The organism is Pseudomonas sp. JS3066, from assembly GCF_036328175.1.
Lineage (GTDB): Bacteria > Pseudomonadota > Gammaproteobacteria > Pseudomonadales > Pseudomonadaceae > Metapseudomonas.
This window is the reverse complement of record NZ_CP143312.1, coordinates 4,390,656-4,406,040: the sequence shown is the minus strand read 5'-3', so window position 1 is coordinate 4,406,040 and position 15,385 is coordinate 4,390,656. Positions and strand designations below refer to the sequence as shown.

The window sequence follows — 15,385 nt, the reverse complement described above, 5'->3', positions numbered from 1 at the left end:
GAAGTGTGCTCCTGCCCTTCATGGCGACGAGCGAGAAGCCTGGCGGAGCCTTTGGCTCCGGATGGCGATTTCCTGGCATGGCCCCGTGCCGGGGCTGGCAACTGGCTAGCAAGCCCCGTACCAGGCTGTAAACCCCGGAACTGCTGGGCCCTGGCGTGGTCAATCGAGTGTCTCTGCCCCTGAGCAGTGCAACCCGCACCGCCGTGGCGCGACGCTGAAGACCGCCGTGCGAACCGGTATACTCCCGGCCATTCGCGGTTCTGCGTTTCTCTCCAAAGGTCCCCCAATGCGCAACGACGCTCTTGACGAAGTGGATGATGTCCCCAGCCTGACTACCGATGCCCGTGATCGCGACGAGTTCGGTCATCACCCGGTGGCTGAGCCCGTGCATCGCCACAACAATGGTTATTCAGCCGCTGCTCCCGTGGGCAAGGGAGCCAGCACCGGGCCGCTCTGGGCCCTGGTGGTTGCCCTGGTCGTCGCCCTCTGTGGCCTCGGCTGGTGGAGCTTCCAGCAGATCAGCCTGATGGAGCAGCAACTGGTGGCGACGCAGGAAAGCTTTGCCCGCATCAGTGAAGAGGCAGCCGGCCGCATCCAGGACATCTCCGGTAAGGTGGTCGCCACCGAATCCAGCGTGACCAGCGGCAGTGAGTCCATGAAACTGCAGATCAAGCAGCTGCAGGCCAAGGTAGTCGAACTGACCAAGCAGCAGCAGGCCGCTGGCGCTCAGCTTGGCAGCCAGGGCAAGCGAGTCGATCAGCTCGCGGCTGACGTCAAGGCTGCGCAGAGTGCGGCGACCCAGGTGGGCAGCCAACTGGGCAGCAAGCTCGACGGCCTGGCGAGCGAGCAAAGCAAGCTCAAGGCCGCCCAAGGCGATATGGCCCAGCTGGACAGCCGTCTGAAGGGCCTGGGCAGTGATGTCGAGGCGCTGAAGAAGCAGGGCAATCCGAACCAGGCGATCAAGGGCCTGGAGCAGGACCTGCTGGTGCTGCGTAGCGAAATGGACAACCGTCCGGCACCGTCCCAGGGTGCCAGCACCGCCGAGTTCGATGCTTTCCGCGCGCAAATGACCCGCAATATCAGCACTCTGCAAAGCCAGGTGCAGAACCTGCAGCAGCAGCTGAACATGCGCTGATCCAAGCTGCTTGAGAAAAGCCCCCGTGCCTTGTGGTTCGGGGGCTTTTTTATGGGTGATTCGAGGTTTCGGGAAGGTTTCGCATGTTATTGGCAATCTGGAGCCTGGGAGTCCAGCTCATTGACGAGCGGGCTCTGGCTTAATGTTTCACCTTCCCGGGCGACTCCCTTTTGCAGTCGCCCAAAAGGAAGCAAGTACGCTTGCCCCTGCATCCGGCCCGGCTTCGCCGGGTGCCCTCGCTCCATCATTGCGCCGGGCCCCTCTCGCCTCTCGCGGCATCGATGCCGCTCGTTCCCTCTGCAACGATTCCGCTCGGCCTTCTGAAGGGGCGGAATGGTTGCTTAGTTCCAGGTCGCGGGCTGCTTCAGGATTGTTAGGTCGTCGCCGGCGCGAGTCACCCCTCTAGGTTTGGGAGAGGGGGCGGGGGAGGGAGGCCCGGACACGCGCATAAATTTTCAATTCAAAGTGAAGATCGCGTCTCCAGCCTTAAAACCTGAATACGTAATTCAGATAAAACCGCTCGGCATTGTGGGTAATGATCCCTGCCGGGCCGCGGGAAGCGGTGGTGCGCTCGATGCCGTCCGGTTGGCCCTTGGTGTGGAACTCGTTGTGCAGCCAGACCAGGCTCAAGCCTTTCAGGGCGCCCGTGAAACTGTACTGCAGCAAACTCTGGAATTCCCGGCGGGAAAACCCGTCGTAACCGGCTGCGTGATCGGAAAAGGCATAGTGAACATCCAGCCTGAGTTGTGGAAGACCAATTGAACTGAAGTTGGTGCCGCCCACAAGTTTGAACATTTCCTCATCTTCCACGCCGAAGAAATAGAACAACTTTGCGCTGCTGTTCCAGGCGCCGTGATCCTTGCTGAAGAACAAACGGTCGAAGTCGTCACCTCGAACTTTGTTGTAGGTCATGCCGGCGTAATAGTTCGTCGTACGGTATTTCGCGGAAAGATCGATATAGCGCGCGTCATGGGAGGTTTCTGCTTCGTAGAGTCCGGGTACGCCCTGGTAGTCGAACAGATCGCCGGCATCCTGCTGCATGCCCTGGGTGGCGTAGAGATCGATGAAGCGGCCGGCACCCAGGTCGAAGCTGTGCTCCAGCTTGATGGAGGCGGCGCGCAAGTAGTTATCGGACTCGGAGTATTCGGCCAGCAAGTTGCTGCCGAAGGGCATCCGGTAGGCAAGGGCGAACAGCTGCAGTTGGTCGATCTTCTCGCCGCGGAAATTGCTCAGGTCGTCGCCCCAGCCATTCTCGTTGCGCGGACTGAACTGGTTCACCCGGCTGTAGCGCAGGTTCAGGCTGCCTATGCGGTAGTCCGCATCGAGGCCCGTGGTACCGGCGGGGAGGATACGGGTGGCGTCATCGAAATACTGGGCATAGCGGCGGACCTTCTTGCCGCCGCCCACCACCAGTTCGCCTGCGTCTCCCTGCAGGCGGCCGCGCAGGTAGGCCTCCAGGGGCTTGGCAAGACCATGAGGTGACTGCACCGAGTCGTCGGGTTCGAGGTTGCTGATGCTGTTGGCGTCGTCGCCGATGCGCAGGTCATCGGCCAGGCCGTAGCTGTAGTCCACGCCCAGCACGTCCCGGTACCAGCCGGAATTGAAACTGAACTGAGTGCCCTGGACCCATTCGTCGCGGGTGGGGCCGACACCGTCGCCGTTGTTTTCCTTCCAGTAGAACTGGCTGTAGCGAAGTGACGTGATGCTGTCATTGATAAAGCCATCGGCACTTGCACTTCCTGCCAGTAAGAGTCCGGCAATCCCTGCCAGATACTCGCAGCGAACTCTGCACATCTCATCACCTTTATTCTTGTGTTATGACGAAAAGACCGATTTCCGGGTCGTGGTCTATTGTCGATTCACGCGAATAAAGGGCAATTCAATTGGGTTCCGCGCTGTGGAATCACAACTTCAAGAGTGAATGAAAAGTATCCGTCAGAGTTGTCGACGGATACTTTTCATCAAGACGGCGGTCGAGTGTTCAGCCGAGACTGTGCTGCAACTGGCTGACGGTGCTGGCCAGTCTTCCGAGATGGCGTTCCCTTACGCTCTCGACGCTGCCGGTATCCCGTGGCCAGTGCAGCGCGATGCTGCCGACCAGGCGGCCGCGGCTGAGTATCGGCAGCGCCACGGCGCGGATCAGGAAGGGCAGCCGTATCGAGTATTCCCACGAGCCCTCGGTGCGCTCGCCAAAGCCGCGGTTGTGGGTCTGTTCGTGGGCCTGCAGCAGGTCATCACCGCTAAGCCGGTGGTGCTGCGCCAGGCGCTGTACCTCGGAACTGTCCAACTCGCCGAGGCAGGCCTTGCCCATGGCCGAATGGAACAGGCTGGCCCGCAGCCCTATGACCAGACGATTGCCCGGATATCGCTTGCGCAGCACCTCCGGAATGGAGCTTTCCATCACATGCAGCTCGTCGCCGTCAAAGTACGACAGGTCGGCCACCAGCCCGGTGCTCTCGCTCAGGTCCAGCAGCAGCGGCGCGGCCTGCTCGACAAGGAGCCGGCTGAACCGCTGGGCGGGATTGCCGAACAGGCGGCGGGAGCATAGGCGATAGCGGCGGTCGCACAGTCCCCGGTAGAGCCAGCCCTGCTCCTGCAGGGTGTGCAGCAGTCGCGAGACGGTCGCCTTCGGCAGTCCCGTGAGGTAGTGGAGTTCTTCCAGCCCGAGTTCCTGGTGTTCGCCCAATAGCTCGACTATCGCCAGCGCGCGTTCCACCGACCTGACCGTGCCACCATCGTCTTTACCCTGAGTCTCCGCCACCTGCCGCGCCTCCCGGATTTGCGTTCCGAAAACGCTGCAAGATCGGGACCCGAAGGCGCCAGAGATGCCGCCCATTGGCTTAATCAGCCTCTTTGAGCAACGGTGGCGGACAATTGCGTACCCATTGCGTGAGCTGCTCGTGGGCATGGGCCAGTTGCAGCACAGCCAGGTCAGCTTGCGCCGGGCCCATGATTTGCAGACCCATGGGCAGGCCGGCGGGGTTGAAACCAATCGGTACGCTCATGGCCGGGATACCCGCCAGGGTGGCGCCGATCACCACCTCCATCCAGCGGTGATAGGTGTCCATCTCGTGGCCTGCTATGGCCTTCGGCCAGTGCAGCGTTGCATCGAAAGGAAACACCTGTGCACTGGGGAGCAGCAGGAAGTCGTAACGCTCGAAGAGTTTTTCCACGGCCCGGTACCAGTCGCTGCGGTCCACTGAGGCCTGAAAGACGTCGGCGGCGCTGAGGCCAAGGCCGCTTTCCACTTCCCAGACTGCCTCGGGCTTGAGTCGGGCGCGCCGGGCAGGGTCGGTGTAGGCGGCGCCCAGGCTGCCGCCCACCAGCCATTGCCGGTGCACCAACCAGCAGCGCCAGAGCCGGTCCATGTCGAACGCAGGCTGACAGTCCTCGACCTGGCAGCCGAGGTCGCGGAAATCCGTCAGGGCGCTCTCACACAGAGCCAACAGGCCAGGTTCCATGGGCAGGCGACCGCTCAGGTCGCCCAGCCAACCAATGCGTGCACCGGCGAAATCGCGCTGCAGCGGCCCGATCAGGTCGGCGGTACTGGAAAGGGCCAGCGGCGTAGCACGATGAGGGCCGGCCTGGGTGCGCAACAGTGCCGCCACATCGGCCACGCTTCGGCCCATGGGGCCTTCCGTACCCAGTTGCTGGGCAAACAGCTCGGGTGTGGGGCCGAAGGGCACGCGCCCCTGGGACGGGCGCAGGCCGTAGACGTTGTTGAAGGCCGCCGGGTTGCGCAGCGAGCCCATCATGTCGCTGCCGTCGGCCACCGGCAGCAGGCGCAGCGCCAGGGCGGCTGCCGCTCCGCCGCTACTGCCGCCAGCGCAGAGGCTGGGGTCGTAGGCGTTGCCGGTCGTGCCGAAGACGCTGTTGTAACTCTGCGAGCCGAGGCCGAACTCCGGGACGTTGCTCTTGCCGATGAAGACTGCACCGGCAGCGCGTACCCGCGAGACGGCGATGGCGTCGTGCTGGGCGATCTGCCCGGCGAACAGCGGAGAACCCATGCTGGTCGGCAGCCCGGCACAGGCAGCCAGGTCCTTCACCGCCTGTGGCATGCCGTGCATCCAGCCCAGCCATTGGCCCCGGGCCAACTGGCGGTCGCGTTCATCGGCCTCGGCCAGCAGTTCCTCTGCCGGGCGCAGTGCAACCAGTGCATTGACCCTGGGATTGAAGCGGTCGATCTGTTCCAGGTAGGCCTGCATCACCTCACGGCAGGACAGCTGGCGCGAGCGGATGGCCTCTGACAGAGGCAGCGCATCCAGTGCGACGATTTCCTGCTGCAGGGTGGCATGGGGAAGATTGGTTTCGAAACGAGTCATTCACAGGCTCCGGGCAGTGGCGAGCAGGTCGCGGCGTTGGCGGCGCTCCAGGGCGGCGGGGGCGCCTTCGCGCAGATAGCAGGTGGCGATGAGGCCGACGAAGGAGGCGAAGAGCACGTAGTAGGCAGGCGCTACCGGCGTGCCGCCCACCTGGGTCAGCCAGGTGACGATGAACGGGGCGAAGCCACCGAACAGCATGACGGCGACGTTGTAGGCGAACGCCAGGCCGGTGGAGCGCACGCGGGTGGGGAACTGTTCGGCGACGGCTGTGGGTGCAGGGCCGTAGAACACGCCGATCATCGAGCAGAGCAGCAGTTGCATCACCAGCAGGCGTTCCAGGCTGGGGGCCTGGGCGACCCAGGAGAACAGCGGATAGACCAGGAGGAAGAAGGCCAGGGTGCCGCCGAACAGTACCGGGCGCCGGCCGATGCGATCAGACAAGGCACCGGATAGCGGAATGATGATGGTCATCAGCGCCACGGCCAGCATCTGCACCATGAACACCTGGTCCAGCGGCAGGCCCAGTTGTTTGTGGGCGAAGGTGGGCATGTTCACCAGCACCACATAGAAGGCCACGGTACCGCTGATGGTGCCGCCCATGGTCGCCAGCACTGCGCGGCGATGTTCGCGCACTACTCGCAGCAGGCTGAAGGATTCGCCTTTGTGTTCTTCCTGGGCATCGATGAAGGCTTCTGTTTCCTCCATGTGGCGACGCATCCACAGCCCCACCGGACCGATCAGCAGACCGAGGATGAACGGAATCCGCCAGCCCCAGCTGTCCAGCGCTTCGGGGGACAGGCTGTGGGTCACCAGGGCGCCCATGCCCGCCCCAGCGAACACCGCCAGGCACTGGCCGAAGAGTTGCCAGGCGCCATAGAGGCCACGGCGGTTGGCGGGTGCGCTTTCCACCAGGAAGGCCGTGGCGCTGGCGTACTCGCCGCCGGTGGCGAAGCCTTGCAGCATGCGCGCGATGACGATCAGCAGGGGGGCACCGATACCGATGGCGGCGTAGTCAGGGGCGAAGGCGATCAGGGCGATGGACAGGGTCATCAGCAGGATGATCAGTTGCATGGCCGCCTTGCGTCCCTTGCGATCCGCGTACATGCCCAGCAGCACGCCGCCTACCGGGCGCATGAAGAAGCCGACGCCGAAGGTGGCCAGGGCCATCAGCAGCGAGGCGTACTCGCTGTCGGAGGGGAAGAACAAGCGGGCGATGATGCTGGACAGGAAGCCGTAGACGATGAAGTCGTACCACTCGAGCGCATTGCCGATGACGGCGGCGGTCACCTGACGGGCGCGCGAGGTTCCGCTTTGGGAAGCGTGCATGGGGAATCTCCGGAATCTGGTGTTGGGCTAGGCGGCAGTGGCAGAAGCCTGGGAAGGCGCGGCGGGGTCCTGGAACCAGGTTTCCGTCAGCGCGGCCCAGTACGCGGCGCCGCGCACCAGGATTTCGTCGTTGAAGTCGTATCCGGGGTTGTGAACCATCGGCCGCCCGGCACCGCTGCCGTTGCCGATGAAGAGGTAGCTGCCGGGGCAGCGCTGGAGCATCCAGGCGAAGTCTTCGCTGCCCATCACGGTGGGGGCTTCGAACACCTGGTCGGCGCCGGCTAGCTCCACGCCTATTTGCCGGGCGAAGGCGGTTTCCGCTGGGCTGTTGATCAGCACCGGGTAGGCCGGACGGTGCTCGATGCTGGCGCGGCAGCCGAGGCTTTCGGCCTGGCTGTGGATGATCCCTCTCACGCGCGCCAGCACCTGCTCGCGCACGTGGGCATCGAGGGCGCGCAGGCTGAGGCGCAGCAGCGCCTGCTGCGGAATTACGTTGGCCGCTTCGCCTGCCTGTAGGGCACCGACGGTAACCACCGCCGCTTGTTGCGGATCGACATTGCGACCAACCACTGTCTGCAGCGCCATCACAGTGCTGGAGGCGGCTACCAGTGGGTCGACGGAGAGGTGCGGCATGGAGCCGTGGCCACCGACGCCTTCGATGACCACTTCCAGCAGGTCCTGGGAGGCCATCAGCGGACCTGCGTGGAAGCACAGGTGGCCGGCCTCCAGGCCCGGCATGTTGTGCATGCCGAACAGTGCCTCGCACGGGAAACGTTCCAGCAGGCCATCTTCGAGCATGGCTTCGGCGCCACCCTGGCCTTCCTCGGCCGGCTGGAAGATCAGGTTCAGGGTGCCCTGGAAGTTGCGGGTCGCGGCCAGGTAGCGTGCCGCCCCGAGCAGCATGACCGTGTGCCCGTCGTGGCCGCAGGCATGCATGCGGCCAGCGTGGCAGCTGCTGTAGGCCAGACCGGTGTTCTCGATGATGGGCAGCGCGTCCATGTCGGCACGCAGGCCAAGCGTGCGGTTGGAGGCGCCATTGCGCAGCACGCCGACTACGCCGGTGCGGCCGACGCCGCTGTGTACTTCATAGCCCCACTCCGTCAGCAGGTGGGCGACCAGGGCGGACGTGCGCTGCTCTTCGAAGCCGAGTTCGGGATGGGCGTGGATGTCCTGACGCAGCGCTTTCAAGTCGGCGTCTACGTCATCGAGCCAGGCCTGGATATGTGCGTAACGGGTCATTGTTCTTGTTCTCCTCGTTGGGGCGGCTACCGCCTTTTGCGGCTGGCCCTCAGCTAACCGCGAGGACGAAATGAGAACAATCGAAGGTGGTTCCACAGGGTGGAACAGGGGGGGGGGGCGAGGGCCGCGTTGGGCTTCGCTCCGCTCAGCCGCAACCTACGGGGACGTCGGGGCGTTCCGTAGGTTGGTTTGAGTCCACGACGCCCAACGGGCGAGGAACGAATGCCTCAGAGAGCACTGTTCGCGTTGGACATCAAGCGGCATCCCTGATGCGGGCTGACCCAGGCGGCAGTGCTGCTGCGCCCGAGGCCGCTGGCGGTCACGCGCTTGTGCTCAGCGTCGTCGAGAAAACCGCTGGTGGGTACGTACTGCTTCACGTAGCCCTGGCAGTAATCGGCGTCGTTGCCCATCACGTAGCGGCAGGAGCAGTACTCCTTGGCGGTGTAGGCGCTGATGATGTCGGGGAAGGCCGCAAGGTGCTGGCGATTTTGCCAGGCCAGCGCGGCCAGCAGGATGAGCGCCAGCACCAGCAGGCTGAGAACGGGACGACGGGCGATCACGGCTGCACCTCCGGGGCGAATGCGGCCAGGGCCAGCTTGAGGAAGTCGTTGTGGTGGTAGCTGCCGTCGCGGTCATCGGCGTAGCGCACGATCACCAGTTTCTGGCTGGGCAGCACGTACAGCGCCTGCCCCCAGTGGCCCAGGGCGGCGAAGGCATCTTCCGGGGCGTCCGGCCAGGGTTTGGCGCTGCCTTCGAGCTGGACGTTGAGCCACCAATGGCCGCCGGGTACGGCCTCTCCGGGCTTGGCCGGATCGGTACGGTACTCGGCGAAGGGCTTGCGGTTGAAGGCGACCCAGTCCGCTGGCAGGAGCTGGCGTTCACCCCAGCGGCCGCCGCGCTGCATCAACAGGCCGACACGCGCCAGGTCGCGGGCTGTCAGGTAGCTGTAGGAAGACCCGACGTAGGTTCCAGCAGCGTCGGTTTCCCAGATTGCCGAGCGAATTCCCAGGGGCTCGAACAGCGCAGTCCAGGGGTACTCCGCGTAGGCCTTTTCCCCGACCATGCCGCGCAGCGTGGCGGATAGCACGTTGGTGTCGCCGCTGGAGTAGCGGAAGCGCTTGCCGGGCACCGCATCCAGTGGGTGCGCGGCGGCGAACGCGGCCATGTCGTCCCGGCCACGGGTATAGAGCATGGCCACCACCGAGGATTTCAGCGGTGCGTACTCGTAGTCCTCCTGCCAGGCGAGCCCGGAGGCCCAATGCAGCAAATGGTCGAGGCGGACACCGGGATGGCCTGCAAAGGCCGGGTAGTAACGTGAGACTGGCTCGTCCAACTTGAAGCGACCCTCGCCATAGGCGACGCCGAGGACGGAGGCCAGCAGGCTCTTGCTCACCGACCAGGTGAGGTGTGGGGTGTCTACGCGGGTGGGACCTGCGTAGTGCTCGTAGATGAGCTCGCCATCTCGGATCACCACCACGGCATCGGTGCGAACGCCCTTGCGGCTGGCGTCGTCACGCTGCGGGAAGGCATAGGATTCGAGCGCCTTCACGGCGGCACTACTGGGCGCAGGGGCTTGTTGCCAGTCGGTGGCGGGCCAGGTTTCAGCCTGGGCCAGACCGGTGAGCAAGCCGAGCGCCATGGCCAGCGGTCGTAGAACGGGGATGGGCATTGTTCGGCCTCTTCTGGTTTCGAAGGGCGAAGCTAGCACGGGCCTTGTGACGGTAAAAAGCGCCGAACGCGCCGGCTGCTGTGGCTATTCGGCGCGATAAGTCAGTTCAGCGTGGCAGGCGGTAGTCGTCCGGACCGAGCAGGTCGAGGCCACATTCCAGGTTCTCGATCCAGTAGAGGAAGGCACTGATCATTTCCTGGCCAACGAAGGGACGGCCGTGCTGCGGGACGATCATCTCCACGTCCATGCCGCGCACCATGTCGGCCCAGAGACGGCAGACCTTGTTGCTGGCCATGTAGCGACGGTGGAAGCCTTCCATGTTCGGCACGTGATTGACGAAGTCGCGCACCGGCGTGGCGTCGTCAACCATGGAGGCGCCCATGTCGCCGGAGAAGAGGATACGGCTGACCGGGTCATAGAGCTGGAAGTTGCCCACCGAGTGGAGGAAGTGTGCCGGCACGGCCTTGAGCTGGCAGCGACCCAGATTGATGGACTGGCCGCGATCGGGCAGGGCGATGATGCGGTCGTAGGTGGAGATGCCGTGGCTGATGGCCAGGTAGTTGGCGGTCAGGTGAGGCAGGAAACGAGCCCAGAGCTTGGAGCAGATCACTCGCGCACGGGTGTGCAGCAGCCATTTGTCGAGGGACGCGATGATGTCGGGGTCCTGGTGGGAGGCGAAGATGTAGGTCAGGTCCTGCACCGGCATGTGCTTGGACAATTCCAGCGACAGCGGCGTGTAGGTCAGGTCGCCGCCCGGGTCCAGCAGCAGGTACTGCTCGTGGTCAGTGATCAGGAACTGGTTGGACTGCACGCCGTCGCCGCTGACCAGATCGTCGAACATCAGGCATTGGTGGGAGCCGTTGTCGAACAGCACGATGGGGTCGCGACGCATGTAAACCTCGATAGGAAAAGCGACGCGCAGATGTAAGGCATTTCTGAAGGACGAGTGCTGACCTGAGTCAATTCAGGCTGAGGCGGGCTTTGCTGTGGGGCGATTTCAATCGCGAATGAATTCGCTCCCACAGGGACACAATCGGAACGTCTTCTGTGGGAGCGGTTTCAACCGCGATGCAGGCCGAAGGTCAGCCATTGATCATGGCCCCATTCGTGAATGACTTCGCTTCTACAGGACCGCGTCAGAGCCCCAGGACTGCACGGGCTCTCTCCAGCCGCTTGGCCCTTGGTCCACTGGCAATTTCCAGCACGCCCTGGTCGCGCTGCCAGAGGTTGGCCCATTCCGCCGGACCGCTGGCGAAGGCGGCGTCCAACTCTGGCTTGAGTGCCTTGAACTCGGCGAAGAGGGCGGCCAGCAGCAGGTGCATCGTCGGGGTGGTAGCGCACTGGCGGGAGACTTCGGCGGCGCCACTGAGCAGGCTCAGCAGGCGCAGTTGCAGGAGCTGCGGCCAGGCGCTGTCGCGTCCCACGCCATAGAGCCAGGCGACCATCGCAGCGAGGACGTGGAGGTCTTCGATGCTGCGGAAGGGTTTCACGTATGCGTCCCAGCCATCGCCTGCCAGGCGCTCGCAATGGCTACCTTCCAGGTGCAGGCGGGCATGGGGGACGTCGGGCATCAGCGGCAACGGCTTGAGCTGTTCGACGTGCACGCCGGGAGCGCCATTGCGAACCACCACCAGCGCCAGGCGCGGTGACTCACCTTCGGCCTCCTCACGGGCCGCCACCAGCAACCAGTCGGCGGCGTCGCCAGCGGTGACGAAGTCCTTGCGGCCACTGAGGCTGAGACCCGCCAGGCGCGTCTGCATGTCCGCTGGGCGCACGCTGCGGTTCTCGGTGACGCACAGCGCGCCCAGGCTCAGCGGCGCCGATGGCCAGAGCAGGCGAAGGGCGCCCTGGTAACCCGCCAGGAAAGCCAGGCCGGGGGTAGGCGCCAACTTGCCGCCGAGGACGGCGAGTTCGAAGGGCGTGACCTCGCCCAATCGGTCCAGCAGAGCGCCGTACCAGTCGTCCAGCGGATGGCCGGACGTTAGGCGGGCGGAAGCTTCGAGCAGGCGTTGCCAGGGCATTAGGGATTCCTCGAGGGCTGTCATACAAGCATCACTGGACCGTCATGGTCGTGACACCGGGTCTACCTAGCCTGAGCTTGCACAACAAGATCGTCCGGCTGCAACCGGGATCGAGCCGGCCTACGGAGGCTTATTCATGACCCAGATCGCCATGACCCGCGACAGTGTCGCACCCAACGGGAAAAGCCCTCGCCGCCTGCAGGCCGAGCGCCTGGAAGGCATCGCTGCGCTGCGTGAGGCACAGGCCCTGCGTTTCCGCGTATTCAGCGCCGAGTTCGACGCCAAGCTGCAAGGTGCCGAATTCGGTCTCGACATGGATGACTACGATCCGCACTGCGAGCACATCGGCGTGCGGGATTTGGACAGCGGTGAGCTGGTCGCCACCACCCGCCTGCTCGACCACCAGGCCGCCCGCGACCTGGGTCGCTTCTACAGCGAAGAGGAGTTCAGCCTCCACGGACTCGGTGAACTGCAGGGCCCGGTGCTGGAAATTGGTCGTACCTGCGTCGACCCGGCCTACCGTAATGGCGCGACCATCGCCGTGCTTTGGGGTGAGCTGGCCGAGGTGTTGAACCAGGGCGGCTACCGCTACCTGATGGGCTGCGCCAGCATTCCGATGCAGGACGGCGGCATCCAGGCCCAGGCCATCATGCAGCGTCTGCGCGAGCGTTATCTGTGCACCGAATACCTGCGCGCCGAGCCCAAGAACCCGCTACCCATCCTGGAGTTGCCGGGCAACGTGATTACCGAGATGCCGCCGCTGCTCAAGGCATACATGCGCCTGGGGGCGAAGGTCTGCGGCGAGCCCTGCTGGGACCCGGACTTCCAGGTGGCCGACGTGTTCATCCTGCTCAAGCGCGACGAGCTCTGCCCGCGTTACGCCCGCCACTTCAAGGCAGCGGTCTGAGGCCGGGCATGCTGAAGTCCGTACGTTTCTACGCGCGCGTTGTCCGGCTGATGGCGGTGATTGGCCTCGGCCTGTCACTGGCTGCCTGGGTTTCCGTATTGGAGCGCCTGGGGCGTGCCGAGCTCATGGCCACCCGGCAGCGCCTGACCCGCTGGTTCCTCAACTGCCTGGCCGGTGCCTTGCCGTTTCGCGTACACGTCAGCGGAAGCGTGCCGGATCAGCCGATGCTCTGGGTGAGCAATCACGTGTCCTGGACCGATATTCCACTGCTCGGCGCCGTCGCGCCGTTGTCGTTCCTCTCCAAAGCCGAGGTGCGTACCTGGCCGGTTGCCGGCTGGCTGGCGCACAAGGCCGGCACGCTGTTCATCCGCCGCGGCTCGGGGGATAGCGGATTGGTTGGCCAGCAACTCGCCCGTCATCTGGGCGATGGGCGCAACCTGTTGATCTTCCCGGAGGGCACTACTACCGACGGTAGCCTCCTGAAGACTTTCCACAGTCGCCTGCTGACCAGCGCGGTCGAGACCGGTGTGCCGGTGCAACCGGTGGCCATCCGTTACCTGCGTAATGGCGAGCGTGACAATGTTGCCCCCTTCATCGGCGAGGACGACCTGCTTTCGCATCTGGTCCGCCTGTTGCGCAGTGATCTGGCAGAGGTGGAAATCCGGTTGCTCGAACCAGTGTCGAGCCAGGGGCTGACCCGCACGGTGCTGAGTCAGAAAGCGAAGAGCGCCGTGCAACTGGCGCTCTTCGGCGAGGAGGAAGACGAGGCATTGGCCGCCTGATAGGTGGTCAGGCCTTGTCTTTGTCCGGCCAGCGGATTGGCGGCACCGCGAGGATGTCGCAGGCCAGCTCGCGTATGGCGGCATCGGCGACACTGCCAATCAGTATCCGCTTCATACCCGTCAATCCACGCGTGCCCATGACCAGCAGGTCGACGGAGTCGCGTTCCAGTACGCGACGCAGCGCGGTCATAGGTTGGCCTTCCTCGATCAGGCGCTGGTCGACGTGTGCGCCCAGTTCCTCTCGGCGCAGGAACTCATCCAGCGCGGCTGTGGCTCGGCGGCGTTCGTCGGCACTGTAGTCGCCCGGTATCGCCCCGGCGCCGGCAGAGGCCGCCAGCATCATCGCGCCACCCAGCGGGTCGAAGGCATGCAGCGCCTTGGTGCCAGTCTTCGGCAGCAGGCCCAGTTCTACGGCGGCACGCACCGCCTGGGCGGAAGCCGGGGAGCAGTCCAGGGCCAGGAGGGGCATCCGGTAGTCGTCTTCCGCCACTTTGTTCACTAGCAGGATGGGTACATGGCTGGTGCGCAGCAGACGTTCCAGGGTGGTACCCGCGAAGATGTCGCGCAGCGGGTTCTTGCGGTGGCTGCCGACAACCAGCAGGTCGATGTCGGCCCAGCGGGTGCAGTCGGTGATGTGCTTGGCCGGATCACCCACTTCCACCCAGATTTCGGGTGCGCGGCCAGCCAGTTCGGTGAAGAGATCCAGCTGCTCGTTCAGGTAGCGGCGGACCTGCTCCACTTCCAACTCGATGCGCAATTGCGGCTGGTCTTCATCGACTACGTGAAGGATGAACCAGGGGCAGTTGAACTGATGGGCCAGCCGGGCTGCTCGCCGCAGGGCACGGTCTGAACGGTTGGAAAGGTCGGTCGCGAGCATCAGGGCTTTCATCGGACGCCTCCTTTAGCGGATTCCTAATCTTATTCCACTGCAGGTGTAGGAAATTTCCCTTGATGCAGGTCAAGCGATGTTTGGCTGGCCGCCGGCGAACTGCTGGAGCTGTGGATAGAACTGCCGAAAATCCTCGCTCAGGGGGTGGTACAGCTGTTCCAGCTCGGCCATGGCGCCGGCCAGCGCTTCGGGACGCGAAAGGCGACGGGATATGCCGGCAACGACCAGTTCCAGCGTCTCGAACTCCCGATAGCTGCCCAACCAATCCTGGGCCGCCATGCGTGGCGCGATGAGGGCCAGGCGGCCGGGCAGTTCGGGCTCGTTGCCCAGGACCTGGTAGACGTGGCGGGTGAAGGCGTCCAGCGGTTCGGTGGCGTAGAGCTTCCAGTCCCGAGCCAGGCAGTGGTCGAAGAAGACATCCAGCAGGATGCCGGCGAATCGCCGTCGCTCGTTGGGAAAGCGCAATCTGGCCTGGGTGATCAGGGGATGGCTGTCGGTGAAGACATCGATGCGCCGGTGCAGGCGGATTGCGGCTTCGATCTCCGCCGGCCAGCGTCCGGCCAGCGGCCCTTTGACGAAGTCACCGTAAAGGCTGCCGAGCAGTTGTGCAGGCTGCGAGCCGCCGAGATGGAGGTGGGCGAGGTAGTTCATTGGCTGAGCTTAACCCAGGGGCGGTTTTATCATGGCGGTCGATGATGACTATCGTCACAAACGATCTGCGTATCGATTTTGATCGATATAAAGTTCGCTCCATCTCGATATGAGAACCCGGCCATGAGCACACAGATTGACCTCGACGAAATCATCAAGGCACTCGCCCATCCCGTGCGACGGGAGATGCTGCAGTGGCTCAAGGAACCGGAAAAGTATTTCGTCGAGCAGGACCACCCGTTCGAAATCGGCGTCTGCGCCGGCAAGTTCGACCAGCGTTGCGGACTGTCCCAGTCCACCGTCTCGACGCACCTGGCGACCTTGCAGCGCGCCGGGCTGGTGACCAGCCGCAAGGTGGGCCAATGGAACTTCTTCAAACGCAATGAAGCCGTCATCGCTGAATTTCTTCGCCAGATGAGCGACGAGCTGTAACTGCAGCACCTG

At 64.2% G+C, this 15,385-nt stretch carries 15 protein-coding genes; 4 read left to right on the top strand and 11 right to left on the bottom strand.

From position 1 onward, the window contains the following. The first annotated feature begins 286 nt into the window (after positions 1–286). Positions 287–1,135 carry an ATPase gene (locus SA496_RS20785; RefSeq protein WP_120654734.1) on the top strand — a complete coding sequence of 283 codons (849 nt, stop codon included), beginning with the start codon at positions 287–289 and terminating at the stop codon, positions 1,133–1,135. Between the two features lie 486 nt (positions 1,136–1,621). Here the strand turns inward: SA496_RS20785 and SA496_RS20780 are convergent, their stop codons facing one another. From SA496_RS20780 to SA496_RS20740, 9 genes are all read right to left on the bottom strand, one after another. Continuing rightward, on the bottom strand, positions 1,622–2,929 hold the full coding sequence (locus SA496_RS20780; RefSeq protein ID WP_120654735.1) for an OprD family outer membrane porin: 1,308 nt from the start codon (positions 2,927–2,929) through the stop codon (positions 1,622–1,624). A gap of 187 nt (positions 2,930–3,116) precedes the next feature. Next, positions 3,117–3,896, bottom strand: coding sequence for an IclR family transcriptional regulator (locus tag SA496_RS20775; protein WP_256660921.1), 780 nt, complete (start codon positions 3,894–3,896; stop codon positions 3,117–3,119). Between the two features lie 79 nt (positions 3,897–3,975). Beyond that, positions 3,976–5,457 carry an amidase gene (locus SA496_RS20770; RefSeq protein ID WP_120654737.1) on the bottom strand — a complete coding sequence of 494 codons (1,482 nt, stop codon included), beginning with the start codon at positions 5,455–5,457 and terminating at the stop codon, positions 3,976–3,978. Beyond that, positions 5,458–6,783, bottom strand: coding sequence for a citrate-proton symporter (locus SA496_RS20765; protein ID WP_330114394.1), 1,326 nt, complete (start codon positions 6,781–6,783; stop codon positions 5,458–5,460). Positions 6,784–6,810: 27 nt separating this feature from the next. Continuing rightward, entirely contained in the window at positions 6,811–8,022 is a 1,212-nt protein-coding gene (locus SA496_RS20760) for a M20 aminoacylase family protein (RefSeq protein ID WP_330114393.1), read from the bottom strand. A gap of 227 nt (positions 8,023–8,249) precedes the next feature. Then, a complete protein-coding gene (locus SA496_RS20755; RefSeq protein ID WP_120654740.1) occupies positions 8,250–8,582 on the bottom strand; it encodes an amidase in 333 nt (110 codons plus the stop codon). Then, entirely contained in the window at positions 8,579–9,691 is a 1,113-nt protein-coding gene (locus SA496_RS20750) for a serine hydrolase domain-containing protein (RefSeq protein ID WP_120654741.1), read from the bottom strand. The genes SA496_RS20755 and SA496_RS20750 overlap by 4 nt, the downstream gene beginning before the upstream one ends. Positions 9,692–9,797: 106 nt before the next feature. Continuing rightward, positions 9,798–10,583, bottom strand: a complete 786-nt coding sequence (locus tag SA496_RS20745; RefSeq protein WP_120654742.1) for an MBL fold metallo-hydrolase — start codon at positions 10,581–10,583, stop codon at positions 9,798–9,800. A gap of 244 nt (positions 10,584–10,827) precedes the next feature. Next, positions 10,828–11,712 carry an acyl-CoA dehydrogenase family protein gene (locus SA496_RS20740; protein ID WP_330114392.1) on the bottom strand — a complete coding sequence of 295 codons (885 nt, stop codon included), beginning with the start codon at positions 11,710–11,712 and terminating at the stop codon, positions 10,828–10,830. A gap of 136 nt (positions 11,713–11,848) precedes the next feature. Between SA496_RS20740 and olsB the strand changes: the two genes are divergently transcribed. Together olsB and SA496_RS20730 are read left to right on the top strand one after the other, a co-directional pair. Next, positions 11,849–12,619: an L-ornithine N(alpha)-acyltransferase gene (gene olsB / locus SA496_RS20735; RefSeq protein WP_028628694.1), complete on the top strand. Its 771-nt coding sequence runs from the start codon at positions 11,849–11,851 to the stop codon at positions 12,617–12,619. Between the two features lie 8 nt (positions 12,620–12,627). After that, entirely contained in the window at positions 12,628–13,401 is a 774-nt protein-coding gene (locus SA496_RS20730) for a lysophospholipid acyltransferase family protein (RefSeq protein ID WP_330114391.1), read from the top strand. Between the two features lie 7 nt (positions 13,402–13,408). Here SA496_RS20730 and SA496_RS20725 read toward each other — a convergent pair whose 3' ends face one another. Together SA496_RS20725 and SA496_RS20720 are read right to left on the bottom strand one after the other, a co-directional pair. Next, positions 13,409–14,290, bottom strand: a complete 882-nt coding sequence (locus SA496_RS20725) for a universal stress protein (RefSeq protein ID WP_120654744.1) — start codon at positions 14,288–14,290, stop codon at positions 13,409–13,411. Between the two features lie 69 nt (positions 14,291–14,359). Next, complete coding sequence (locus tag SA496_RS20720; RefSeq protein WP_120654745.1) at positions 14,360–14,941, bottom strand: acyl carrier protein phosphodiesterase; 582 nt, start codon at positions 14,939–14,941, stop codon at positions 14,360–14,362. Between the two features lie 123 nt (positions 14,942–15,064). On the opposite strand from SA496_RS20720, the gene SA496_RS20715 reads away from it, so the two are divergent. After that, positions 15,065–15,373: an ArsR/SmtB family transcription factor gene (locus SA496_RS20715; protein ID WP_120654746.1), complete on the top strand. Its 309-nt coding sequence runs from the start codon at positions 15,065–15,067 to the stop codon at positions 15,371–15,373. Positions 15,374–15,385 lie beyond the last annotated feature (12 nt).